A 23,214-nucleotide genomic window follows, 5' to 3' on the forward strand; every position below is an offset into this window, starting at 1 on the left:
CTTAAGTGATCGCACCAGTGTCTCCTTTGCGTGCCGCGTCCAGATAAATGCGGTCGTTTGACCCCAAGTCAGGCTCGGGGTTCATGCTTGTGAGCGAGTGTTTGCAGTTTCTCGTGAATATGGCGTCGCTTCATGCCCTGACGGCGCAGCTCCTCGTAGTGATGCGTCAGCAGCGTTTCAAGTTCAAGCTGTCCTGCCGCCAGCTGCTTGATCAGATCCTGATCCATCCAGCGCTGAATCTTGCGGAACAATACCCACTTGAACGCGATGGCCAGCACCACTGAGATCACGATGATGGTAATGCTGAGCGTATCCATCCTAACCGGCCTCTGCAATATCGACATACAGTGTCAGTGGCTGCCCCGGCCGCAGCAGGTCGTCGGCACTCAGGCTGTTCCACTCCAGGATCTCACTAACCTTTACCCCAAAGCGGCTGGCAATGACGGACAGGGAGTCACCCTTGCGTATCCGGTAGCCCACCTTGCGTACCATCGCCTGACGAGACTGTGCCTTGGGCAGCGATACCGCAGGCGTTACCGGAGCATTAGCCCCAAGGACCAGCAGTGATTGGCCCGCCCTTAACGTATCGCCGGGTGCCATCTGGTTCCAGCGAGCCAGACTGCGCACGCTGACGCCATACCGGCGTGCAATGCTCCAGAAGCTCTCACCGGATGCAACCTGATGATAGCGCTTGTTGGTACTGCTCTCTTCAAGTCGCTGGCGCTTGGCCTGTTTCCGCTGCGAGGCCGTAAGCGCGTAGGCTTCGGCCGGCTTGGCAGGCTGTGGGACCAGTAGCGCCTGACCGACACGAATCAGATTGCTCTTCAAACGGTTGCCTTCTCGGATCACGCCGGTAGAGCTGCCAAAGCGCTGTGCGATGGTGCTGAGCGTATCCCCGGGCTTAACCGTATAGCGGTGCCAGCTCACGCGCTGGTCAGCCGGCATGGCGTCCAGACTGGCCTGCAGTGTCTCGGCCTTGTGAACGGGCACCAGCAACTCATGCGGGCCCTTGGGGTCGGTCGCCCAGCGGTTGAAGCCCGGATTAAGGCGGTACAGCTCATCCAGATCCATCCTGGCCAGACTTGCCACCTCGGCCAGATCGATCTGGCCACCGGTTTTGACCCGGGCAAAATAGGGCTTGTTCGGAATAGGGGTCAGTTCAAGCCCCAGTTGGTCAGCATCACGGACCAGACGGGAGACAGCCAGCAGCTTGGGTACATAGGCTTCAGTTTCGCGGGGCAGGTCGAGCGACCAGAAATCGGTCGGTTTGCCTTGCTCGCGATTACGGCGTATGGCCCGACTGACCGTGCCGCCACCGGCGTTGTACGCGGCCAGTGCCAGCAACCAGTCGCCATCAAACCGCTGGTGCAGCTGCTCAAGGTAAGTCAGGGCCGCATCAGTCGACGCCAGGATGTCGCGACGGCCGTCATACCACCAGCTTGAACGCAGGCCAAAGTGACGTGCGGTGCCGGGAATGAACTGCCAGGGGCCGGACGCACGACCGTGCGAGTAGGCAAAGGGATCATAAGCGCTCTCTACAACCGGCAGCAGCGCGATCTCGGCCGGCATGCCACGATCGAGAACAGCGTTAATGATGTGGTGATAATAAGGCAGTGCACGCTCGCTTACGCGCAGCAGGTATGAAGGGTGACGCTTGTACCACTTGAGCTGGGTTTGAACACGGGGGTGGTCCAGATCGAGCGGCAGCGCCATATGCTGCCGTGTCAGTGTCCAGAGGTCAGCAGGCGGCAGGCTGGAAGATGACTCTTCCGCCTGCTGCTGTTGACGAGACGTTGTGGATGCGACTTTTGAAGGTGAAGCGGACGGTTGAGCGGTAGTAGCGGCTGTTTTTACATTACCGGTTTGACAGCCCGCAAGCGTGATTCCCATCGCCGTGACAAGCAACAGGCCTGAAAAAGATCGCATCAAAACAGAATCCCGAAATAACCTTAAAAAACATGATTCTATGGACCCTGTCCAAGGCGGTCAATCAGAACTGGTTTTTCCACTCACGCAGCGCGGCCATGACCTCTACTTCCGAGCTCAGGGCGTTGCCGGAAAAGTGTTCGGCGGCAGCCGCCACGGAGTCCTGTGCCGTTCGCATGAAGGGGTTGATCGTTTTTTCCTGCCCAATGGTGGAGGGGAGGGTCGGCTTGTCTGCGTTACGCAGGCTGTGGCAGTTTTCCTGCACGGCAGTGATGGCCTGGTTTTTGGGCTCGACAGTGGCGGCGAACCTCAGGTTGGCGAGTGAGTACTCGTGGGTGCAGTAGACCTCCGTGGTGTCAGGCAGGCCGGCAAAGTATTTCATGGCATCCAGCATTTGCCGGGCCGTGCCTTCAAACAAACGGCCGCACCCCGCGAGGAACAGCGTATCCCCGCAGAAGAGTTGGCCGCTTCCCTCGGGCTGAAAATAACTGATATGGTCACGGGTATGGGCGGGAACCGCCTGTATGTGTAATGTCAGGCCGAACAGCTCCAGAGTATCGCCTTGCTTCAGCGGATGCGTGATGCCGTCAAACGGAGAGCTGTCCGGGCCGTAAACGGGGATGTCGAACTGCTTGAGCAGGTCGGCTACGCCACCGGTGTGGTCAGCGTGATGGTGTGTGATCAGAATGGCGTCCAGCTTGAGCTGATGTGATGTGAGCCACTCCAGAACCGGTGCGGCATCGCCCGGGTCGACAACCACGGCACGGTCGGGGGCTGTCTGCTCGGTCAGGGCCCAGATGTAATTATCACTGAAAGCCGGAATCGGAGTTACCGTAAACATGTCATATTCCTGTATAGACGGGTTATGGGTGTCGCGCTCGGTTCAGGGCACTTTAAGTCTACTGTATACTAAGTCCCGATAGGACTTACAGATTTTGGGGCGGGTGATGAAGTTCAGTGCACAGATGCCACAACATGAGTTGGCCCCTCTTCTCAGCGAGTGGTTTGACTCGCCGCTGGGCATGGAGCTGGTCCAGCATGAACGTGAGCTGGCAGAAGACGTACTGCCGACTCTGTTTGGCTACCACCTGCTTCAGGTCGGTTACGATTGTCGCCAGACACTTTTCGATGCCAGTCCTGTGTCGCGCAAGGTGATGCTGATTCCCAGTATGCAACTGGGGGCGGGTCCTTTTACGGTCCTTGCAGAACATGATGAGCTGCCGGTACTCAGTAACGAGATTGATGTGGTCATTCTGCATCACGCGCTGGACTTTGCGGCCAGCCCTCATCAGGTGTTGCGAGAGGCATCGCGGGTTTTGCGCCCCGGTGGACACCTGCTCAGCTTCAGCTTCAACCCTGCCAGTTACTGGGGGCTGAGGCGACTGATGCGAAAACCTTCATCACCGGTATGGTCCAGCCACTTCATTCGCCTTGGGCGGCTGCATGACTGGCTTAGCCTGCTGGAGATGACCGAGCTGAAGACGCGTTCTGTCTGTCACCATCTGCCGATGGGCAACCCCAAATGGCGTCGCCGATTGCGCTGCTTTGAAACGCTGAGCCGGCGAGTGCCGATCCACAGCGGGGCCGCGATGATGGTGCTGGCACGCAAGGATGTGGCCGGCATGACGCCGATCCGACCCGAGTGGAAGCGCCGTCGCCTGCTCAGCATGCCCGTTCCCGAGCCCAAGCCCACAGCCAGAGGATAAAGATTGAAACCTGTTGAGATATATACTGACGGTGCCTGCAAGGGAAACCCCGGTCCCGGAGGCTGGGGAGCCTTGCTGCGTTATGGAGAGCACGAAAAGGAGCTGTATGGGGGCGAGCCCGACACGACCAACAACCGCATGGAGTTGCAGGCAGCCATTCAGGCACTGGCGAGCCTGAACCGTGCGTGCAAGGTTGTGTTGACCACAGACTCCCAGTATCTGCGTCAGGGCATTATGCAATGGCTGGCCGGATGGAAGCGAAATGGCTGGAAAACCGCTGCCAAACAGCCGGTCAAGAATATTGATCTCTGGCAGGCGCTGGATGAGCAGGTGGCACGGCATGAGATCGAATGGCGCTGGGTGAAAGGGCACAGTGGCCATCCCGGTAATGAGCGCGCCGACCAGTTGGCAAACCGCGGTGTAGAAGAGTTTGGAAAGGCATGAGCATGCGACAGATTGTACTGGATACCGAGACAACCGGTATTGACCCCGAAGCCGGTCATAACATCATAGAGATCGGCTGCGTGGAGATGGTTCGGCGCAAGCTGACCGGCAACAACTACCACCGCTATATCAAGCCGGACCGAGAGGTTGAAGCTGAAGCCATAGAAGTACACGGTATTACCAATGAATATCTGGCCGACAAGCCCAGGTTTGCCGAGTTGGCGGCCGAATTTCTGGATTACATTCGGGGCGCGGAGCTGATCATTCATAACGCGGCGTTTGACGTCGGCTTTATGAATACCGAGCTGGCACGCAACGGAGTCGCCGAGCGCATCGAGGATATCTGCCAGGTTACCGATACCCTGGACATGGCGCGCAAGAAATACCCCGGGCAGCGTAACAGCCTCGATGCCCTCTGCCGACGTTATGGCATCGACAACTCCCACCGTGAGTTGCACGGGGCGTTGCTTGACTCGGAAATTCTGGCGGATGTGTACCTCGCACTGACAGGTGGGCAGACGTCACTCCAGCTGGGGCAGTCAGGCCAGTCAGGTGAAGACAATGCCGAGCAGATCCGACGTATTGAGACCGCCCACCTGAACCTTCCGGTGCTCAAGCCGTCGGCTGATGAGTTGGACGCGCATGAGCGTTTTCTGGATATGCTGGATGGCAGTGGTGGAGCGGTTTGGCGTCGCACTGCAGAAGACTCGCCGGCATGAACGACACTGCAGTGCCGGCATTTCAGCGATACTATCTTGCCAAGTCCGGGCGGTTGTTGGCCCTTGGGGGTGAGCTCACCCCAAGATTGCGACAGCTCAATGCCCTGAGGTCCGCGGCTGAAGCAGAAATTGAAGTGGATCAGGGGATTGGTCTGCTGGTGCTGCCCGAGACAGCCCCTGTACCGGAAGAAGAGGTGACCCTGCGCAGCCTGTTGGCGCAGGCAAAAGACGAGCAGGAATATGCACGCCACTCCCGCGCCGCCCAGTTGGCCACCTGGCATGACCAGCATCGCTATTGTGGTCGCTGCGGTTCGACCATGCGTGACCATGCGCAGGATCTGGCGCGTCAGTGTGCCAGCTGTGGCCTGATACAGTACCCCAGAATTTCCCCCTGCATCATTGTGCTGGTCAGGCGGGGCGAGCAGTGCCTGCTGGCCCGTGCTCCGCACTTTGCGCCCGGGCGTTTCAGCACACTTGCAGGCTTCATTGAAGCCGGAGAAAGTGCCGAGCAGGCGGTTGCGCGAGAAATCATGGAGGAGGTGAGCATTGAAGTGGAGAATATTCGCTTCTTTGCCAGCCAGTCATGGCCTTTTCCGCACCAGTTGATGCTTGGTTTCTTTGCGGACTACAAGGCCGGTGACGTTCAGCCGGACGGGATCGAAATTGAAGCCGCCGGCTGGTTCAGTCTGGACAACCTGCCTGATCTGCCTCCTCCATTCAGCATTTCACGGCAGCTGATTGATCACTTCTTCGCGGGTCTGCAGGTCAGCGACTGAACAGCTTGCCGAGCCGGGTCGCCAGCATCACATTCCCTTCCGCTCTCAGTCTGCCCTTGAGATAGGCGCTCATGCCGTCCAGGTCACCGTTAATGACATCTGTCAGCGTGGTCTGGTCCAGATGCAGCACCAGACTGGGGTCCTCGTGGGTGCCCAGCTGGCTATCGCAGCCTGCAGGCGATACGTGGACGTAAAAGGACTCTGCATCGGTGAGGCTGAACTGAATGACAGCATCGAGCCCGCCGGCATTATCCGGATTAAATTTCTGCGGCATCTTGTGCACGATCCGTTCGATGCTGAGGGGGTCTGTCATGCGTTAATATCCTGTCGTTTGCGCTCATGATTATTGATACTTATATGGTACAGTAGCCGGATTCTTAAGCGAATACACCGGGTTATCGGAGACTGAATTTGACAGCCTTTGTTGCGGACTATGGCCTGTTTCTGGCCAAAGTAATTACCTTGGTAGCCGGCGTTCTGATATGCATGGCTGGAATTGCAGCGCTGGTCGAGCGCCGTAAAGAGCATCGATCCGAAGGACAGATCGAGGTGAAAAGCCTCAATGACCGATACGATGAGGTCAAAACCGACATCGAGGCGGCCGTTGTTGACGAAGCTCTGGCCAAACAGCACGAGAAGGCGCGACGCAAGCAGGAAAAGGCAGATGCCAAGGCTCTGAAGAAAACGCTTAAGCAGGGCAAGGCCCCTGAGAAGCAGCGCAAGCGTGTGTTTGTGCTGGATTTTGATGGCGATATTCATGCCTCTGACGTAGACCGCTTGCGAGAAGAAGTGACCGGCGTACTGATGATTGCTGATCAGGACGATGAGGTGGTGCTCAAGCTGGAAAGCGGCGGCGGCCTGGTCCATGCCTATGGGCTGGCAAGCTCACAACTGGAGCGCTTTCGTAAACGCAATATTCACCTGACGGTCTGTGTCGACAAGGTGGCCGCCAGTGGTGGCTATATGATGGCGTGTATAGCAGACCGCCTCGTCGCCGCCCCCTTCGCGCTGATTGGCTCGATCGGTGTGATTGCCCAGTTGCCGAACTTTCACCGACTGCTGAAAAAGCACGATGTTGATTATGAGGTGCTGACAGCCGGTGAGTACAAGCGCACCCTGACCGTTTTTGGCGAGAACACCGACAAGGGTCGCCAGAAGTTTATTGATGAGCTGGAAGACACGCACTTGCTGTTCAAGCAGTTTGTGTCCGAGCACCGTCCCGACCTTGATCTGGAAAAGGTCGCAACCGGCGAAGTCTGGTTTGGTCAGCGCGCACTGGAGCACAAGTTGATTGATGAGGTCAGCACCAGCGATGACTATCTGTTTGATCTCTGCAAGGAACATGACGTGTTTGAAGTGAGTTATGAGATCAAGCAAAGCCTGCAGCAGCGCCTGGGTCATCTGGCTGCTTCCGCGACCGATGGTGTCTTGACGCGCGCCTGGCAGCGCGTACTGAACAGTCGATTCCTGTCACGTTGAGGGCAATCAGTAAAACCTTCAGGGTTTGATTATAAGGTTAAGGGCGATGGAACAGCAGATGTACGACCCAGTCGATACCGCAAGCCGTATACTCCGGGCGGCCGAAAAGCTCTTTGCCGAGCAGGGGTTCAAGGAAACGACCATGCGTCAGATTACGACCGAGGCGCAGGTGAACCTGGCTGCAGTCAACTATCACTTCGGTTCCAAGTCCGGTCTTATACACGCGGTTGCCAGTCATACGCTGGATCCTTTGTGTGCCGATGTGGAAGCCGGGCTGGTGGCGCATGGTCACAAGGAGCCCTTGTCACTCGAACCTCTGCTGAAGTTGCTGACTCGTGCGCTGATTGGTGTTCATCGCAATAATCACTATGCCCTCTCGGTTCTGATGCGCTGTCTGGAGCAAGCCTATCGTCCCAGTCAGATGGAGCTCCAGGCGTTTCTGTTGGAGACCTACGGCGGGCGCCTGAACCTGTTTCTGCATCACCTCAAGGCTGGCAGTGGCGTGCACGATGACCGTGAGTTTTTCTGGCGCCTGCATTTCCTGCTGGGCTCAGTGGTCTTCACCCTGTCCAACCTTCATGCGCTGGTGGCAATGGATACACCGGGAGAGAGCGCTGAGGCCGAAATCGAACCCATTCTGCAGCGCCTGGTGCCTGTACTGACCGCAGGTATGCAGGCACCGCTGAGAAATCAGAGTCTTAGCTGATGATCGAGCTGCGCATCTCTATCAGGCGTCAGCAGCTCGATCTGTTGGACGCAGATCGAGTGCTGGCGTCCTATCCCGTATCAACGGCACTGGCGGGGGCCGGTGAGCGCAATGGCAGTGGCTGTACGCCGCGTGGCCGCCACTACATTCGTGCCTGCATCGGCAGAGGTCAGCCTTCGGGAACTGTTTACGTGGGCCGCCGTCCTACCGGTGAGACCTATACCTCTGAACTGGCACAGCAATACCCGAAGCGTGACTGGATCCTGACACGAATTCTCTGGTTGTGCGGCCTTGAGCCGGGCGTTAACCGTGGGGGTAAGGTCGATACCCAGCGCCGTTATATCTATATTCATGGAACACCGGATACGGAACCCATGGGTGTTCCCCGTTCCCACGGCTGCATCCGCATGCGCAATGCCGACCTGATTGCGTTGTTTGATCAGGTGGATGCGGGGACACATGTAATGATCGAGGAGTGAGATCATGACCACAGGTGTTTTAATGCTCGACCTGGCTGGTACTGAACTGTCCCGCCAGGAACAGGAGTGCTTGCAGACCCCTGAAGTCGGGGGGCTGATCCTTTTCAGTCGAAACTTCAGCTCTCCCGATCAGCTGTCCGAGCTGATGCAGTCCATACGCGAGACCCGTCAGGACCTGCTGGTAGCCGTTGATCATGAAGGCGGGCGGGTACAGCGTTTTCGTGATGGCTTTACGCACTTGCCTCCCATGGCATCACTGGGGCGTGTATGGGAGCAGAATCCCGGTCAGGCCGTTGCCTGGGCACATGAGCTGGGCTGGCTGCTGGCGACAGAGCTGCGCCGTTTCGATATCGACTTCAGCTTCGCGCCTGTGCTGGATCTGGACTGGGGCAATAGCAGTGTGATTGGTGATCGCGCTTTCTCTGCTTCGGCCAGGGCGGTGACCGAACTGTCCGGTGGCGTGATGGCCGGTATGCATGAGGCCGGTATGGCTGCCACGGGCAAGCATTTCCCCGGCCACGGCTGGGTGCAGGCTGATTCTCACCTGGAGTTGCCGGTGGATACCCGCACCTTTGCAGCGATCGAACAGGATGACCTTCAGCCTTTCGCTGCGCTGATAGGGCGCGGTCTCGATGCGGTCATGCCGGCGCATGTGATCTACAAGGAAGCCTGCTCTGCTCCGGCCGGCTTTTCACGTTTCTGGCTGCAGCAGGTGTTGCGACAGCGCCTGCATTTCGACGGTGTGATTTTCAGCGATGATCTGTCGATGGAAGGCGCCGGCTATGCCGGAGACTTCCGTCAACGTTGTGATCTGGCGCTGGATGCCGGCTGTGACATGGTGCTCGTATGCAATGACCCCGCTGCCGCGGCGGACGTTCTGGAACATTTGCAAGAGAGGAATATCAGGGCTGGTGAACGGCTGCAGAGAATGCGGGGCAGAGGGGCGGCCAGTGATGACAATGAGCGGTTGTTGGAGGCGCAGCAGTTGGCTCATCAGCTGACAGGGGAGAGCTAATGTTGGAGGAACTGCTCACGCCAGTGGTGGCACCTATCATCTCGCACTGGCCCGGGCTTCAGCCCTACCGTTTGCAGTTGGCCATCGGGTTTCTGGTAGCACTGGTCTGGCTGTTGACGGTCCTGTTCAACTGGATAACGAGCCGGCTGATACAGCATCTGAGCCGCCGTGGTTCAGCCATGAATGGTCAGGTTCTCAAGGCTATTCGCACCCCGCTTCGGTTAATGATCTGGCTGCTGGGTATTTCTCTGCTGATCGAGATCCTCAGTCACAGTGGGGTACCCGTCAGCAAGGCGGTAGGGGCTGAGTTGCGCCGTTTCGGCACCATTATCATTATTGGTTGGGCAGGTCTGCGACTGATTCGGGTTGCCGAAGAGTGGCTGATGAGCCCGGCCCGGGGTGGGCGCAAGCAGCTGGACAAGACGACGGCTGATGCCCTGGGCAAGTTGTTCAGACTGATACTGCTGATACTGGTTGGCCTTACGCTGCTGCAATCGGCAGGCGTCAGTATTTCAGGCATTCTGGCCTTTGGTGGCGTGGGCGGTATTGCTGTTGGCTTTGCGGCCCGAGACCTGCTGGCCAACTTTTTCGGTGGCCTGATGATCTACATGGACCGTCCGTTCAGGGTGGGCGACTGGGTTCGTTCGCCCGACAAGGAGATCGAAGGGACCGTTGAACATATTGGCTGGCGTCTGACGCGCATAAGAACCTTTGACCAGCGTCCGCTGTACGTGCCCAATGCGACCTTTACCAATATTGCCGTGGAGAACCCGTCACGCATGTTCAATCGGCGTATTTTTGAGCATGTGGGGGTACGCTATTCCGATGTTGGGCGCGTGAAGGAGATTGTGGATCAGATTCGAGAGATGCTCCTGGCGCATGAAGAGATCGATACGCATCAGACCATGATTGTGCACCTGAATCGCTTTGGGCCCTCATCGATGGATATCATGGTGTACACCTTTACCAAGACTACACAATGGGTGAAATACCACGCCATAAAACAGGATGTGATGCTCAGAATTGCCGATATCATTGAGCAGAATGGGGCTGAGTTTGCGTTTCCGACCCAGACGATACATCTGGCCGGTCAGGATGAAGAGCCTGCCTTTGCCGGCTACCCGGGACCCGGAGAAGGTCATAACCCCTCATGAGCAGCAGATCAGACAAAGAGCAGCGGCAATGGCTTAAGGGGCTTTCTGTTTCATCGAGCCGTTGGATTCAGGTATCGGTTGCCGCGGGGGTGGGCTCGGGTGTCCTGTTGATTCTCCAGGCGCACCTGCTCGCTTCGGTGGTCCACGATACGCTGTTCAATGATCAGGGCCTGCTGGATCAATGGCAACGCTTCGCATGGATGATAGTGATTCTCTTCCTGCGTGCTTTTCTGTCCGTGGTGCGGGAGTGGGCCGGGCAAATGGGGTCCACCCGTGTGCGCCAGGATCTGCGCCGGCAATTGCTGCACAAGCTGGAACGACTGGGGCCCGGTTTCACCTCCGGCGAGCGCAGTGGCCGCCTGGTCAGTGAGCTGATGGAGCAGGTGGAAGCACTGGACGGTTTCTTTGCCCGTTACCTGCCCCAGGTATCATTGGCAGCATTGCTGCCGCTGGTGTTTCTGGCCTTTGTGTTCCCTGTGAACTGGGCGGCCGGGCTGATTTTCCTGCTGACGGCGCCATTGATTCCCCTGTTTATGGCGCTGGTCGGTATCAAGGCGGCTGAGGCGAATCGGCGGAACTTTGAGGCTCTATCAACACTGGGGGCTCAATTTCTGGATATCGTGCAGGGTATAGTGACCCTTAAGCTCTTTGATCGCAGTCGAGAGCAGGCGGATGTTGTTGCCCGGGGTGCGGATGATTTCCGTGTACGGACGATGCAAGTGTTGCGCCTGGCCTTTCTCTCATCAGCGGTGCTTGAGTTCTTTGCGTCTATCTCGATTGCACTGGTGGCCGTGTATCTGGGCTTCAGCTTTCTGGGGCATCTGGATTTTGGCTACTGGGAAGCGCCTGTAACCCTGTATCAGGGGCTGTTTATTCTGCTGTTGGCCCCTGAGTTTTATCTGCCGCTTCGGGAGCTGGGTACCCATTATCACGCCAAACAGGAAGCCGTTGCAGCAGCCGATCGACTGCGTAACTTGCTTGACCAGACATCTCTTGCCCTGCCGGCAGAGGGCTGTGGGCTGGAAGGGCCGGTCAAATCGCTGGAAGTCTGTGCCGGTCAGCTGCACTACCCCGGTCGTGACAAGCCTGTATTGACCGATGTGAATCTGTCATTGGAACCGGGTCGGCTGGTGGCACTGGTAGGTCGCAGTGGCGCAGGCAAATCTTCGCTGCTGCAGGTACTGCTGGGCTTCAGAGCACTCACCCACGGGGAGGTACGCGTGAACGGCAAGCCCTTGCAGGCTATTGGCACCAGCGCATGGCTTGAACGAGTTGCGTGGGTCAGCCAGCAGGCCAGTCTGATACCGGGCAGCCTGCGGGAAAATCTCTTAATCGCTGCACCCAATGCCAGTGAGTATGCGTTGTATACCGCACTGGAGCAGGCCAACGCGCTGGAGTTTGTGCAGCGTCTGCCGGATGGGCTGGATACCCAGGTCGGGGAGCGGGGTGTAGGGCTTTCCGGCGGCCAGATACAGCGCCTTGCGTTGGCGCGGGCGTTTCTAAAGGATGCGCCGGTGCTCTTGCTGGATGAGCCTACCGCCAATCTGGACCGGGAAAGCGAGCAGCTGGTGCTGGCGGCACTGGAGTCCTTGTGTCAGGGGCGCCTGGTGCTGATGCTGACGCACCGCCGTGCTTCCATGCTGAAGGCAGATCAGGTGCTCAGGCTTGAGTCGGGTCGGCTCGTTGAGGACCGTCAGGCGGAGGTGCATTGATGCAGGTACTGGTGCCTTTTATTCGGCTGATGCGGGCACATCTTGGCTGGGTTCTGCTGGGCATGGTAGCAGGACTGCTGACACTGCTGGCCAGTATCGGGCTGCTGACGCTGTCAGGCTGGTTTATATCCGCAACCGCTCTGGCCGGTGTAACCCTGGCAGGCGCGCAGGCGTTCAATTATTTCACCCCGGGTGCCGGCGTGCGGGGATTTGCCATCCTGCGTACTGCGGGGCGATACGCAGAGCGTATCACGACCCACGAGGCGACCTTCAGACTGCTGGCACAACTCAGGGTCTGGTTCTATCGCCGCCTCGAACCGCTGGGGCCTGCTCGCCTGCAGCGTTATCGCTCAGCGGATCTGCTTAATCGGCTGGTGGCGGATGTGGATGCGCTGGATAACCTGTATTTGCGGGTGCTGGCGCCCACGCTGATAGCGGCGCTGGTCGGTGTGGCGGGTACGGCGTTTATCGCGTTTTTCAGCCTGCCGATGGCTGTCATTGTACTGCTCGCATTGGTACTGGCAGGTGTGGGTCTGCCGTGGTTGTCGCATCGGGCAGGTCGGCGTCTTGGCGAGCGTCAGATCGAATTGACGCGACAGTTGCGCATAGAGCTGACAGGGCTGGTGCAGGGTCTGGCCGACCTCGCAATCTACGGTGGGGTGGAACGTGTGGTGGCGCAGGCAGCACAGGTTGAGCGGCGTCTCTACTCGGTTCAGCGGCGGATGGCGCTTATCAGTGGTGCAACTGCGGGCCTGATGACCTTAATCAGCGGCGTCTGTGCCGTGTTGGTTTTGATGCTGGGCGTATTGCTGGTGCAAGCGGCCCAGCTGGCTCCTGCGCAGTTGGCCATGCTGGTGCTCTGCGTGCTGGCCCTGTTTGAGGCGGTTGCACCGCTGCCGCTGGCTTATCAATATCTTGGCAAGACTTTGAAAGCAGCCGAGCGTTTGACAGAAATAGCCAATGCCGAGCCGGATATTGTCTACCCGGATACGCCGCTCACAGCGCCTGAGCCGGGCCGGCTGACGTTTGAAGCGGTGTCTTTTCGTTATACGGATGAAGGGCCCTGGGCACTGACTGCGTTTGACGTGGACGTGGCTCCGGGCGAGTCGATACTGGTACTGGGTCATACAGGCAGTGGCAAGAGTACACTGCTGAACCTTCTGGCACGTTTTCATACTCCCACTCAGGGGCGTGTTTTGCTGGGTGGCCTGCCGGTTGATCAGTATCCCGAATCTCAGTTACGTGCACACTTGGCTACGCTGTCACAGCCGGTTGAGCTTTTTGCCGGCAGTCTTGCGGATAATCTACGCATTGCAGCCCCTGAAGCCTCTGATGCGGCCATGCTGGACGTGCTCAAGCAGGTAGAGCTGGAGCAGGATCTGGGTGAGGCGCCACTGGCCTATGCCGTGGGTGAGTCGGGCAGCCGACTGTCCGGTGGGCAGCGCAAGCGGGTCGCTCTGGCGCGTGCGCTGCTCTGTGAGGCCCCGGTTTTATGGCTGGATGAACCGACGGAAGGGCTGGATGCTGAAACGGAGCGCCGTGTTATGGGGCGCGTGCTGGAGCACTGTTCAGGCTCAGGCCAGACGCTGGTCATGATCAGTCATCATTTGCAGATGGCTGATCAGTTTGACCGTGTCCTGGTGCTTGATGCCGGCAGGCTGGTTGAGCAGGGGGCTCCGAAAGAGCTGGCCGCCCGGTCGGGCAGCCGTTTCGCCGAACTGAATCAGTTGTAATTACTCCACTGGCCGCACATGCAGCAGAATACCCATTTTCGGATGGTCGATGTAGTGGGTTTCTTCCGAGCGCATGCGGCGTGACTGTTCAAGCTGCCAACGGTGTGGCTGAACAGGCGCAGTTGTGACTTCAGCAGAGCCCTCACTGGCGTCAGGTGCCTCAACAGCAGCTGGCTGGGGGGTATAACCGCTGCTCAGCGCTATCGAGTTGAGCTGGAGCAGCGGCTGAGCGTGCAGGTAGCGCTGTTTATAGATGCGCAGTGTACCGTTGAGTTCATAGTCTTCAAAGCTGGCGTTCACCCGGATGCTGGGACTTGAAGAAGGCCCCGTGATCGGCTGCAGCCAGCCCTTGTGATAGAGCAGGGCGTAATTGGCACTGCGGGAAAGGGCAGCGGCATCTCCCCCCAGCACCAGATCACCTGTCGGCAACTGCTCAAAGCGCTGCAGCGGGTATCCATCCCAGGGGGCAAGAGAAAGGCTGCCTGCGGTATCGACCGGCGCCAGATCAGGCCAGTATTCGCCGCCATCATCCGAGTTCAGATTGGCAAATACGACCATCTCGACCTTGTACAGGTCAGCAGCCTGAATGGATGCGCTGCAGGCAATCAGCCCGGCCGCCAGCAGGCCGCGATAAATAGATCTTTTCATGGTTCAGCGATTCTCCTTGGCAGACAGTTGGCTCAGCAGGGCCTCTACGGCATTAAAGCGTGATGCCGGCTTTTCCATGGGCTGAGTAAACCTGAGTATGTTGGCACCGTCCAGTTTGTAATGTTGTGGCTGGCGTTGAATCATGTTGATCAGCACCAGTGGGTCAACCGATGGTTCCGCCTCGAACTCGATGCGTCCACCCTTGTCGCCGGCATCCAGTTTCACGATGCCCAGCGCTTCAGCCTTGAGCTTGATCTGGGTAAGGCGCATGAGGTTTCGTGTGGCCTCCGGCAGGAGGCCGAAACGGTCAATCATTTCGACCTGGAGTTCATCCAGTGCTTCGGCATCCCTGGCGTTGGCAATGCGCTTGTACATGATCAGGCGATTATGTACGTCGGGTAGATAATCGTCCGGTATCAGCGCCGGCAGGTGCAGATTCACCTCGGTGCCGTGATGCAGAGGCTTGTCGGCGTCCGGCGTCTTGCCTTCCTTGATCGACTCTATGGCCTGATCCAGCATTTCCATGTAAAGGCTGAAGCCGACACTCTGCATCTGGCCGCTTTGCTCTTCACCCAGCAGTTCGCCAGCCCCTCGAATCTCAAGGTCGTGAGTAGCGAGGGTGAAACCGGCGCCCAGCGTGCTGGACTGGCCGATCGCCTCAAGGCGCTTCTGTGCATCGGTGGTGAGCAGTTTCACCGGCGGTGTCAGAAGGTAGGCATAGGCCTGATGGTGAGACCGGCCGACACGGCCGCGCAGCTGGTGCAGCTGAGCCAGACCGAACTTGTCGGCACGGTCGATGATGATGGTGTTGGCACTTGGAACGTCGATGCCCGTTTCGATAATGGTGGTACAGACCAGCACATTAAAGCGCTTGTGATAAAAATCACTCATCACCTGTTCAAGTTCTCGCTCACGCATTTGACCATGACCGATCGCAACGCGTGCTTCCGGAACCAGCTCGCTGATCGATTCGGCCACGCGATCGATACTCTTGACCTCATTGTGAAGGTAATACACCTGCCCGCCTCGCAGCAGCTCACGCAAGATCGCTTCCTTGACCATCGGTGTTTCATGCTGGCGGACAAAGGTTTTGACAGACAGGCGGCGCGCGGGCGGCGTGGCAATGATCGACAGATCACGAATACCCGACATGGCCATGTTAAGTGTGCGTGGAATGGGGGTGGCGGTGAGGGTCAGGATGTCGACCTCGGAACGCAGGCTCTTCAGGCGCTCTTTCTGCTGTACGCCAAAGCGGTGCTCTTCATCGATAATCACGAGCCCCAGGTGCTTGAAGTTGATATCGCCCTGCAGCAGCTTGTGGGTCCCAATCAGAATATCGACCTTGCCGGCATCCACGTCGGCCAGTGTCTGCTGCTGTGCCTTGGCGCTTTTGAAGCGAGAAATCAGCTCGATAGAAACCGGCCAGTCGGCAAAACGGTCGCGGAAGTTGTCAAAATGCTGCTGTGCCAGCAGGGTTGTGGGCACCAGTACGGCAACCTGCTTGCCGCTTTGAACGGCAATAAAGGCCGCCCGCATGGCCACTTCGGTCTTGCCAAAGCCCACATCACCACAGACAAGTCGATCCATGGGAGTAGGGGCGCGCATGTCACTCACAACGGCGTTGATCGCGTTGGCCTGATCCGGCGTTTCTTCAAAAGGAAAGCTGGCCGCAAATTGCTGGTATTCATCCTCGTCAAAGCCGAAGCTGAAGCCTTTGCGAGCGGCACGTCGTGCATAGATGTCGAGCAGTTCGGCAGCGGAATCGCGGACTTTCTCGGCCGCCTTGCGGCGAGCCTTGGACCATTGCTCGGTCCCCAGCCGGTGCAGCGGAGCCGACTCGTCGCTGGCACCCGAGTAGCGACCGATCAGGTGCAGAGAGGAAACCGGCACATACAATTTGGCTTCGCCGGCATACTCAAGCACCAGAAATTCATTACTCTGGCCATCCAGATCGATGGTCTGCATGCCCTGATAGCGGCCTACGCCGTGATCAATATGTACCACCGGTGCGCCGATGGTGAGTTCCGACAGGTGGCGAATCGCCTGGTCAGCATCAAGCTGCTCTTTCTCACGGCGACGGCGTTGGAACACCTGGCGGCCAAAGAGTTGGGTTTCCGTCACAACCTGCAGGCTGCCGGACAGGCTCAACCCCTGTTCCAGTGGAAAGGTCGTGATCGCCAGGTCGGGCTGTTTGCTTGAAAACTCGGCCCAGTCATGACACTCGGCAAGTTCAACGCCTGCCTTGCGGGCATGCTCCAGCAGTGCTTCACGCCGACCGGCTGATTCAGCGCACAGAAGCACAGGTGTTTGCTCACGCTGATGGTAAGCGACCAGTGCGCTAAGCGGCTCCTGGCGATTGTCGGACGTGAGGTCGGGTGGTGCTTCACAGGGCAGGTTGTCACGCCCCGGGCGCACCTCTTCCTCTTCGGTGGAAACGCGCAGTACCGGGCGCGCATTCAGTTCAGTAAATAGCTCGTCGGTGCTGACAAAAAGCTCGCGTGGCGGAAGAACCGGTCGTCTGAGGTCATGATTGTGCTCATCGAAGCGCTGTTGAACATCACTGCTGAAATGATCTGCCGCTTCCTTCAGGGCCTTGTCATGCACCACCAGCGTGCTTTCGGGCAGGTAGTCCAGCAAAGTGGTCATCTGTTCAAAGAACAACGGGGCGTAGTACTCGATGCCGGGTGGGGTGAGTCCACTGGATACATCCTGGTAGACCGGGCACTGGGTATGGTCGACATCAAAGCGCTCCCGCCAGCGCTGTTTGAACTGTGTAATGGCATGCTGGTGGAACGGGAATTCACGGGCAGGCAGCAGGCGGATTCGTTCAATCTTTTCGATTGAGCGCTGAGTCTCGGGATCGAAGGTGCGGATGCTGTCGATCTCATCATCGAACAGATCAATCCTCAGCGGGAAGTCACTGCCCATCGGGAACAGGTCGATGATGGCACCGCGGATGGCAAATTCACCATGCTCATATACGGTATCAACCGCTGAATAACCGGCATCGGTGAAACGTTGCCGCATGGCGATTGTGTCGAGGGTCTGTCCCTGTTCAAGGAAAAGCGCATTGGCGGTGACAAAACTGACCGGTGCTACACGGTGCAGGAGGGTGCTGATCGGGACAATGAGCACGCCTTTCTGCTGCTCGGGCAGCTGGTGCAGAATGCGAATGCGGTCGGAGATAATGTCCTGGTGCGGCGAGAAACTGTCGTAGGGCAGTATCTCCCAGTCAGGCAGCAAGTTGACCGAGAGTGATTCAGGGGCATAAAAGCGCACTTCATTAAGAAGGCGTTCTGCACTTTCCATATCCTGGCTGATCAGCAGGATCATGCCGTCATGGTGCTGACTGATCTGCTCAATCAGCAGGCCGGTGGCACTGCCCTGTACCCGTCCCAAACGTTTGATGTCGCCCGGGCCGTGCGGGATCGGAACCTTGATTGCTGCGGTCAACTGCTACTCCTCGATCCTTGTTTGCAAAGGGGTATTGTACCTGCAGTCCCTGCAATACGCAGCCGGATAGCAGGCAAGGGACCAAAGTATACGTTTGCGGGTTTGCTCCGGATGCCCGAAAAGAGGATAATGCGCGCACCCAAATTGAGCGATGACAATTTCGGAGTTACCCCGTGAGCCAAGAACTGATTTTTGCAGACTGGAAAGCCCGCGAAGCAATCGCAGAAGCGATGGTGCCCCTGGTTGGCCGTCTGTACCGTGACCGCAATGTCGAAATTTCCGTATACGGTCGTCTGATCGTCAAGCGTTCCGTGATCGACATTATCAAAGCCCACCGCTTCGTGCGTCAGGTTGAAGGTGAAGAGATCTCTGTCGTTGATACCTTCCCGGTGCTGGAAGCCGTGGCCGAGATGGATGTGACCAATTCTCACATCGATATTGGCAAGCTGGCGGTCAAATTCCGCAGCGAAGGCGACGGCCGTACTCTGCAGGCGTTCCTGCAGGAAGAGCTGGCGGATGCATCTACCGAGCCGGCAGAAGCTCACGAAAATACCGATGTTGTCCTGTATGGCTTCGGCCGTATCGGTCGCCTGCTGGCGCGTCTGATGATGGATCGTGCCGGTAGCGGACATTCTCTGCGTCTGCGTGCCATCGTCGTGCGTAAGGGCAATGCCAAGAACGATCTGGAAAAGCGTGCCAGCCTGCTGCGTCGTGACTCTGTTCACGGCTCCTTCAAGGGCACCATCCAGATTGACGAAGAAAACAATGCGATCATCGCAAACGGCAATTACATCCAGGTTATCTTCGCCGACAGCCCGGATCAGGTTGATTACACAGAGTACGGCATCAAGAATGCACTGGTAATCGATAACACCGGCAAGTGGCGTGACGAAGAGGGTCTGTCCCTGCACCTGAAATCCAAAGGTGTTGCACGTGCGCTGCTGACGGCACCGGGCAAGGGCGTCAAGAATATCGTAATGGGTGTTAACCATAACGATATCTCTGATGATGATCGTGTCCTGTCGGCTGCATCCTGCACCACCAACGCCATCGTACCGGTACTGAAAGCGGTCAATGATCACTTCGGTGTTCAGAATGGTCACGTTGAGACAGTTCACTCCTACACCAACGACCAGAATCTGATCGACAACTACCACAAGGGTGATCGTCGCGGTCGTGCGGCTGCGCTGAACATGGTGCTGACCGAAACCGGTGCTGCCAAGGCTGTTGCCAAGGCGCTGCCGGAGCTGGAAGGCAAGCTGACCGGTAACGCAATCCGTGTACCGACTCCGAATGTCTCCATGGCCATCCTGAACCTGAACCTGGCTAAAGAGACTGACAAGGAAGAGCTGAACGCCTACCTGCGTGATGCGGCGCTGCATTCCGAGCTGCAGAAACAGATCGACTACAGCAATTCGCCTGAAGCCGTATCTTCCGACTTTGTTGGTTCACGTGCAGCGGGTGTGGTTGATGCGCTGGCAACCATCGTCGATGGCAACCGTTGCGTACTCTACGTTTGGTATGACAACGAATTCGGTTACAGCTGCCAGGTAATTCGCATGGCTCAGCATCTGGCCAAGTGTGCACTGGACGCTTTCCCGAAAGCCAAGCACTGAGCTTGAGCTCGAAAAAGGCCGCTTTTCAGCGGCCTTTTTTGTTTGTGTAATTCCATATTTTATATAGGCATATAACTATTCCTAAAAAATCTATATCAGGCATTACATTTGAAGGGTATCAGCCTTAAGTAAAACAGCGGCTTGTAGCAAACCCGTGCGTGACTCGGTTATACTTGCAGGGATTTTTTGGTGGGAATTTCTCGGTACGTCCGGAGGCTTACAAGTCCTTGTTTCAGCAGGGGCTTACTCGGTAAAACGCGTGCGGCCGGATGTCATGTGAGAACCTCCTGAATTTTTTTGCAAGTTGGGTGAGACGAATGATCAAGATCAATAAAGGTCTGGATCTGCCTATTGCGGGCGCGCCTGAACAGGTTATCAGCGATGGTAATCCTGTGCGCACCGTGGCGCTTCTCGGTGAGGACTATGTGGGCATGAAGCCGACAATGCTGGTCCGGGAAGGGGATCGAGTAAAACTCGGTCAGGCGATCTTTGCCGATAAGAAGACAGAAGGGGTCCAGTACACGGCACCTGGTGCGGGCACTGTCAAGGCAGTGAACCGTGGTGAGCGTCGTGTCCTGCAGTCAGTGGTCATTGAGCTGGATGAGCAGGAAGAAGCCGTTGAATTCGACAGCTACTCCTCATCTGAGCTGAGCCAGTTGTCGCGTGAGCAGGTTGAGAAAAACCTGGTGGCGTCCGGCCTGTGGACGTCATTCCGCACACGCCCGTTCAGCCGTGTCCCGCAGTTGGGTACAACACCCAGTTCCATCTTCGTGACCGCGATGGACACCAATCCGCTGGCCGCCGATCCTGCTTTGATCATCAAGGAGCAGTCTGAAGCCTTCCAGAATGGTCTGAAACTGCTTACCCGCCTGGAGGCCAAGAACGTATTCCTGTGCAAGGCTGCCGGTGCTGATGTGCCGTCTGTTGATGGCGTTAAGGTCGAAGAGTTTGCGGGCAAGCATCCGGCCGGCAATCCGGGTACTCACATCCACTTCCTTGATCCGGTGTCTCAGGAGAAAACAGCCTGGGTGATCGGCTACCAGGACGTGATCGCGTTCGGCAAGCTGTTTGAAACAGGTCGCCTTCCGGTAGAACGCGTGGTGGCACTGGCCGGTCCGCAGGTAAACAAGCCGCGTATCGTCCGCACTCGTGTGGGTGCCAGCACCGAGGAGCTGACCGCAAGTGAACTCAAGTCCGGCAAGAACCGTGTTATCAGCGGCTCTGTCTGGTCTGGACGCAAGGCGATCGGGCCGCATGCATTCGTCAGCCGTTATGCCAATCAGCTGAGCGTTCTGCTCGAAGGTGACAGCCGTGACTTCATGGGCTGGATCGCGCCGGGTACCAACAAGTTCTCTGTACTGAACATGTTTGCATCCGTGTTTGCGCCGGGCAAGAAGTTCGATTTCACCACCACCACGAACGGATCTGAGCGGGCCATGATTCCCGTAGGTCAGTTCGAGGCGTTGATGCCGCTGGATATCCTGCCGACACAGTTGCTGCGTGCACTGGTGACCGGCGATATCGTGACCGCGATGCAGCTTGGTTGTCTGGAGCTGGATGAAGAGGACCTGGCCCTGTGCACCTTCGCGTGCCCGGGCAAGTATGAATACGGTCCGATTCTTCGCGACAACCTGACGCGCATCGAGAAAGAGGCGTAAGAGAGGCTGGTCATGAGTTTGAGAACCGTTCTGGATAAAATGGAGCCGCATTTCCATAAAGGCGGCAAGTACGAAAACTGGTATGCACTGTATGAAGCAGTCGATACCATTTTCTATACCCCGGGTCATGTGACCAAGAGTGCAGCCCACGTGCGCGATGGCGTTGACCTAAAGCGCATCATGATTCTGGTGTGGCTGTGTACCTTCCCGGCAATCTTCTTCGGCATGTATAACGTTGGCCTGCAGGCCAACACCGCCATGGCCGAACTGGGATTGACTGAATCAACCGGCTGGCGTGGTGCCATTGCTGCCTCTCTGACCGGATTCAGCCCGGACAGTATCTGGGATAACATCATCCATGGTGCTGTCTATTGGCTGCCAATCTACATCACGACCTTCGTTGTGGGCGGCTTCTGGGAAGTTCTGTTCGCCATGAAGCGTGGTCATGAAGTCAACGAAGGCTTCTTTGTGACCTCTGTGCTGTTCTCCCTGATTCTGCCGCCGACCATTCCGCTGTGGCAGGTTGCTCTGGGTATCAGCTTTGGTGTGGTCATTGGTAAGGAAGTATTCGGTGGTACCGGCAAGAACTTCCTCAACCCCGCTCTGACCGGTCGTGCATTCCTGTTCTTCGCCTACCCGGCGCAGATGTCAGGTGATGCCATCTGGACCGCGGTTGACGGCTTCTCTGGTGCAACTCCGCTGGGCCTTGCCGCCATGGGGGGTGTTGAAGCGATTCTGAATGCCAACCTGACCTGGTTCGACGCCTTCATCGGCACCATCCAGGGTTCTGTTGGTGAAACCTCGACGCTTGCCATCCTGATCGGTGGTGCCGTCATCGTGTTCGCGCGTATTGCCGCCTGGCGCATCGTGGCCGGTGTTTTCCTGGGCATGGTTGCCATGTCGACGCTGTTCAATATGATCGGCTCTGACACCAACCCGATGTTTGCGCTGCCGTTCTACTGGCACCTGGTGCTGGGCGGTTTCGCTTTCGGCATGTTCTTTATGGCAACGGACCCCGTGTCTGCATCCATGACCAATACCGGCAAGTGGGTATTCGGTGCCCTGATTGGTGTCATGGTTGTCCTGATTCGTGTGGCTAACCCGGCGTTCCCGGAAGGTATGATGCTGGCCATTCTGTTTGCCAACCTGTTTGCACCGCTGATTGACAACTTCGTTGTCCAGGCGAACATCAAGCGGAGGATGAAGCGTAATGTCGTCTAATAACGATACTATGGGCAAAACCCTGCTTGTCACCATCCTGCTGTGCGTTGTCTGCTCAGTAGTGGTGTCAGCGGCTGCGGTTATTCTCAAGCCGAAGCAGGTGGCCAACAAGGAACTGGACCGCAAGAGCAACATTCTTGCGGCTGCGGGCATTTCCGACCCGAGCAAGAGCGTGGATGAGCTGTTCAAGCAGATCACGACCAAATATGTTGATCTGAATACCGGCAAATTCGTTGATGTGCCTGCAGGCTACGATGATGCGAAGGCGGCGAAAGACCCGCAGCAGAACGTACGCTTGAGCCGTCAGGAAGACCAGGCGGGTATCAAGACCATTGCTCAGATCAAGCCGGTTTACCTGGTACAGGGTGACAACGGCAGCGTCGAGAAAGTGGTGCTTCCGGTTCACGGCAAGGGGCTTTGGTCTACCATGTACGGGTTTCTGGCGCTTGAAGGCGACCTGAACACCGTTGTGGGTCTGGGCTTCTTCTCCCACGGTGAAACCCCGGGCCTCGGTGGCGAGGTTGATAACCCCGCCTGGAAGGCGCTTTGGCCGGGCAAGGAAGTCTACGGTGAGGATAAGACCGACCCGCAGATTCGCCTGATCAAGGGTAGTGTGGATGCATCTACATCGAACGCCGAGCACAAGATCGACGGTCTGTCCGGTGCCACGCTGACCAGTAATGGTGTCACCAACCTGGTCCAGTTCTGGATGGGCGAGAATGGCTATGCGCCGTTCCTGAACAACCTGCGTGCAGGGGAGGCTTAATCC

Annotated in this window: 21 protein-coding genes; 15 read left to right on the top strand and 6 right to left on the bottom strand. The window is 57.4% G+C overall.

Translation table 11 applies throughout. From position 1 onward, the window contains the following. Nucleotides 1–68: 68 nt before the first annotated feature. From H9C73_RS07765 to gloB, 3 genes are all read right to left on the bottom strand, one after another. Entirely contained in the window at nucleotides 69–317 is a 249-nt protein-coding gene (locus tag H9C73_RS07765; RefSeq protein ID WP_209287247.1) for a hypothetical protein, read from the bottom strand. Nucleotide 318: 1 nt separating this feature from the next. Then, a complete protein-coding gene (locus tag H9C73_RS07770) occupies nucleotides 319–1,926 on the bottom strand; it encodes a LysM peptidoglycan-binding domain-containing protein (protein ID WP_209287248.1) in 1,608 nt (535 codons plus the stop codon). Nucleotides 1,927–1,990: 64 nt separating this feature from the next. Further along, nucleotides 1,991–2,767 (bottom strand): hydroxyacylglutathione hydrolase, encoded by a 777-nt coding sequence (gloB, locus tag H9C73_RS07775; RefSeq protein WP_209287249.1) that lies wholly within the window; start codon nucleotides 2,765–2,767, stop codon nucleotides 1,991–1,993. Nucleotides 2,768–2,873: 106 nt separating this feature from the next. Between gloB and H9C73_RS07780 the strand changes: the two genes are divergently transcribed. The 4 genes from H9C73_RS07780 to nudC are packed head-to-tail and all read left to right on the top strand — an operon-like array spanning nucleotide 2,874 to nucleotide 5,571. Further along, a complete protein-coding gene (locus tag H9C73_RS07780; protein ID WP_236014157.1) occupies nucleotides 2,874–3,632 on the top strand; it encodes a class I SAM-dependent methyltransferase in 759 nt (252 codons plus the stop codon). Between the two features lie 3 nt (nucleotides 3,633–3,635). Then, nucleotides 3,636–4,076 carry a ribonuclease HI gene (gene rnhA / locus H9C73_RS07785; protein ID WP_209287250.1) on the top strand — a complete coding sequence of 147 codons (441 nt, stop codon included), beginning with the start codon at nucleotides 3,636–3,638 and terminating at the stop codon, nucleotides 4,074–4,076. 2 nt (nucleotides 4,077–4,078) lie between these two features. Next, nucleotides 4,079–4,795: a DNA polymerase III subunit epsilon gene (gene dnaQ, locus H9C73_RS07790; protein WP_209287251.1), complete on the top strand. Its 717-nt coding sequence runs from the start codon at nucleotides 4,079–4,081 to the stop codon at nucleotides 4,793–4,795. Then, complete coding sequence (nudC, locus tag H9C73_RS07795; protein WP_209287252.1) at nucleotides 4,792–5,571, top strand: NAD(+) diphosphatase; 780 nt, start codon at nucleotides 4,792–4,794, stop codon at nucleotides 5,569–5,571. The genes dnaQ and nudC overlap by 4 nt, the downstream gene beginning before the upstream one ends. Here the strand turns inward: nudC and H9C73_RS07800 are convergent. After that, a complete protein-coding gene (locus H9C73_RS07800) occupies nucleotides 5,561–5,884 on the bottom strand; it encodes an SCP2 sterol-binding domain-containing protein (RefSeq protein WP_209287253.1) in 324 nt (107 codons plus the stop codon). The two genes, nudC and H9C73_RS07800, sit on opposite strands and share 11 nt — an antisense overlap. A gap of 98 nt (nucleotides 5,885–5,982) precedes the next feature. Here H9C73_RS07800 and sohB point away from each other — a divergent pair, with 98 nt between their 5' ends. Genes sohB through cydC form a run of 7 tightly spaced genes read left to right on the top strand, consistent with a single transcriptional unit; the run spans nucleotide 5,983 to nucleotide 13,849 of the window. Continuing rightward, entirely contained in the window at nucleotides 5,983–7,050 is a 1,068-nt protein-coding gene (sohB, locus tag H9C73_RS07805) for a protease SohB (protein ID WP_209287254.1), read from the top strand. A gap of 46 nt (nucleotides 7,051–7,096) precedes the next feature. After that, nucleotides 7,097–7,756, top strand: a complete 660-nt coding sequence (locus tag H9C73_RS07810; RefSeq protein WP_236014158.1) for a TetR/AcrR family transcriptional regulator — start codon at nucleotides 7,097–7,099, stop codon at nucleotides 7,754–7,756. Then, complete coding sequence (locus H9C73_RS07815; protein WP_209287255.1) at nucleotides 7,756–8,235, top strand: L,D-transpeptidase; 480 nt, start codon at nucleotides 7,756–7,758, stop codon at nucleotides 8,233–8,235. The genes H9C73_RS07810 and H9C73_RS07815 overlap by 1 nt, the downstream gene beginning before the upstream one ends. Nucleotides 8,236–8,239: 4 nt before the next feature. Further along, a complete protein-coding gene (nagZ, locus tag H9C73_RS07820) occupies nucleotides 8,240–9,250 on the top strand; it encodes a beta-N-acetylhexosaminidase (RefSeq protein ID WP_236014159.1) in 1,011 nt (336 codons plus the stop codon). After that, entirely contained in the window at nucleotides 9,250–10,404 is a 1,155-nt protein-coding gene (locus H9C73_RS07825) for a mechanosensitive ion channel family protein (protein ID WP_209287256.1), read from the top strand. Before nagZ ends, H9C73_RS07825 begins: the two co-directional genes overlap by 1 nt. Continuing rightward, entirely contained in the window at nucleotides 10,401–12,116 is a 1,716-nt protein-coding gene (cydD, locus tag H9C73_RS07830; RefSeq protein ID WP_209287257.1) for a thiol reductant ABC exporter subunit CydD, read from the top strand. The genes H9C73_RS07825 and cydD overlap by 4 nt, the downstream gene beginning before the upstream one ends. After that, nucleotides 12,116–13,849: a heme ABC transporter ATP-binding protein/permease CydC gene (gene cydC / locus H9C73_RS07835; protein WP_209287258.1), complete on the top strand. Its 1,734-nt coding sequence runs from the start codon at nucleotides 12,116–12,118 to the stop codon at nucleotides 13,847–13,849. The genes cydD and cydC overlap by 1 nt, the downstream gene beginning before the upstream one ends. On the opposite strand, the gene H9C73_RS07840 is transcribed toward cydC, so the two are convergent. Next, nucleotides 13,850–14,497 carry a CsiV family protein gene (locus tag H9C73_RS07840; RefSeq protein ID WP_209287259.1) on the bottom strand — a complete coding sequence of 216 codons (648 nt, stop codon included), beginning with the start codon at nucleotides 14,495–14,497 and terminating at the stop codon, nucleotides 13,850–13,852. It abuts the gene before it with no gap. Between the two features lie 3 nt (nucleotides 14,498–14,500). Then, nucleotides 14,501–17,950 carry a transcription-repair coupling factor gene (gene mfd, locus H9C73_RS07845; protein WP_209287260.1) on the bottom strand — a complete coding sequence of 1,150 codons (3,450 nt, stop codon included), beginning with the start codon at nucleotides 17,948–17,950 and terminating at the stop codon, nucleotides 14,501–14,503. 173 nt (nucleotides 17,951–18,123) lie between these two features. Between mfd and H9C73_RS07850 the strand changes: the two genes are divergently transcribed. The 4 genes from H9C73_RS07850 to H9C73_RS07865 all read left to right on the top strand — a co-directional run bounded on the left by H9C73_RS07850 (nucleotide 18,124) and on the right by H9C73_RS07865 (nucleotide 23,211). Next, complete coding sequence (locus H9C73_RS07850) at nucleotides 18,124–19,566, top strand: glyceraldehyde-3-phosphate dehydrogenase (protein WP_209287261.1); 1,443 nt, start codon at nucleotides 18,124–18,126, stop codon at nucleotides 19,564–19,566. Nucleotides 19,567–19,883: 317 nt separating this feature from the next. Next, nucleotides 19,884–21,224, top strand: a complete 1,341-nt coding sequence (locus H9C73_RS07855) for a Na(+)-translocating NADH-quinone reductase subunit A (protein ID WP_209287262.1) — start codon at nucleotides 19,884–19,886, stop codon at nucleotides 21,222–21,224. Nucleotides 21,225–21,236: 12 nt separating this feature from the next. After that, nucleotides 21,237–22,445, top strand: a complete 1,209-nt coding sequence (locus tag H9C73_RS07860; RefSeq protein WP_209287263.1) for an NADH:ubiquinone reductase (Na(+)-transporting) subunit B — start codon at nucleotides 21,237–21,239, stop codon at nucleotides 22,443–22,445. Continuing rightward, nucleotides 22,435–23,211, top strand: a complete 777-nt coding sequence (locus tag H9C73_RS07865) for a Na(+)-translocating NADH-quinone reductase subunit C (RefSeq protein WP_209287264.1) — start codon at nucleotides 22,435–22,437, stop codon at nucleotides 23,209–23,211. The genes H9C73_RS07860 and H9C73_RS07865 overlap by 11 nt, the downstream gene beginning before the upstream one ends. The last annotated feature ends 3 nt before the right edge of the window (nucleotides 23,212–23,214 follow it).

Origin of the sequence: Marinobacterium alkalitolerans (assembly GCF_017776525.1) — a bacterium.
Taxonomy (GTDB): domain Bacteria; phylum Pseudomonadota; class Gammaproteobacteria; order Pseudomonadales; family Balneatricaceae; genus Marinobacterium; species Marinobacterium alkalitolerans.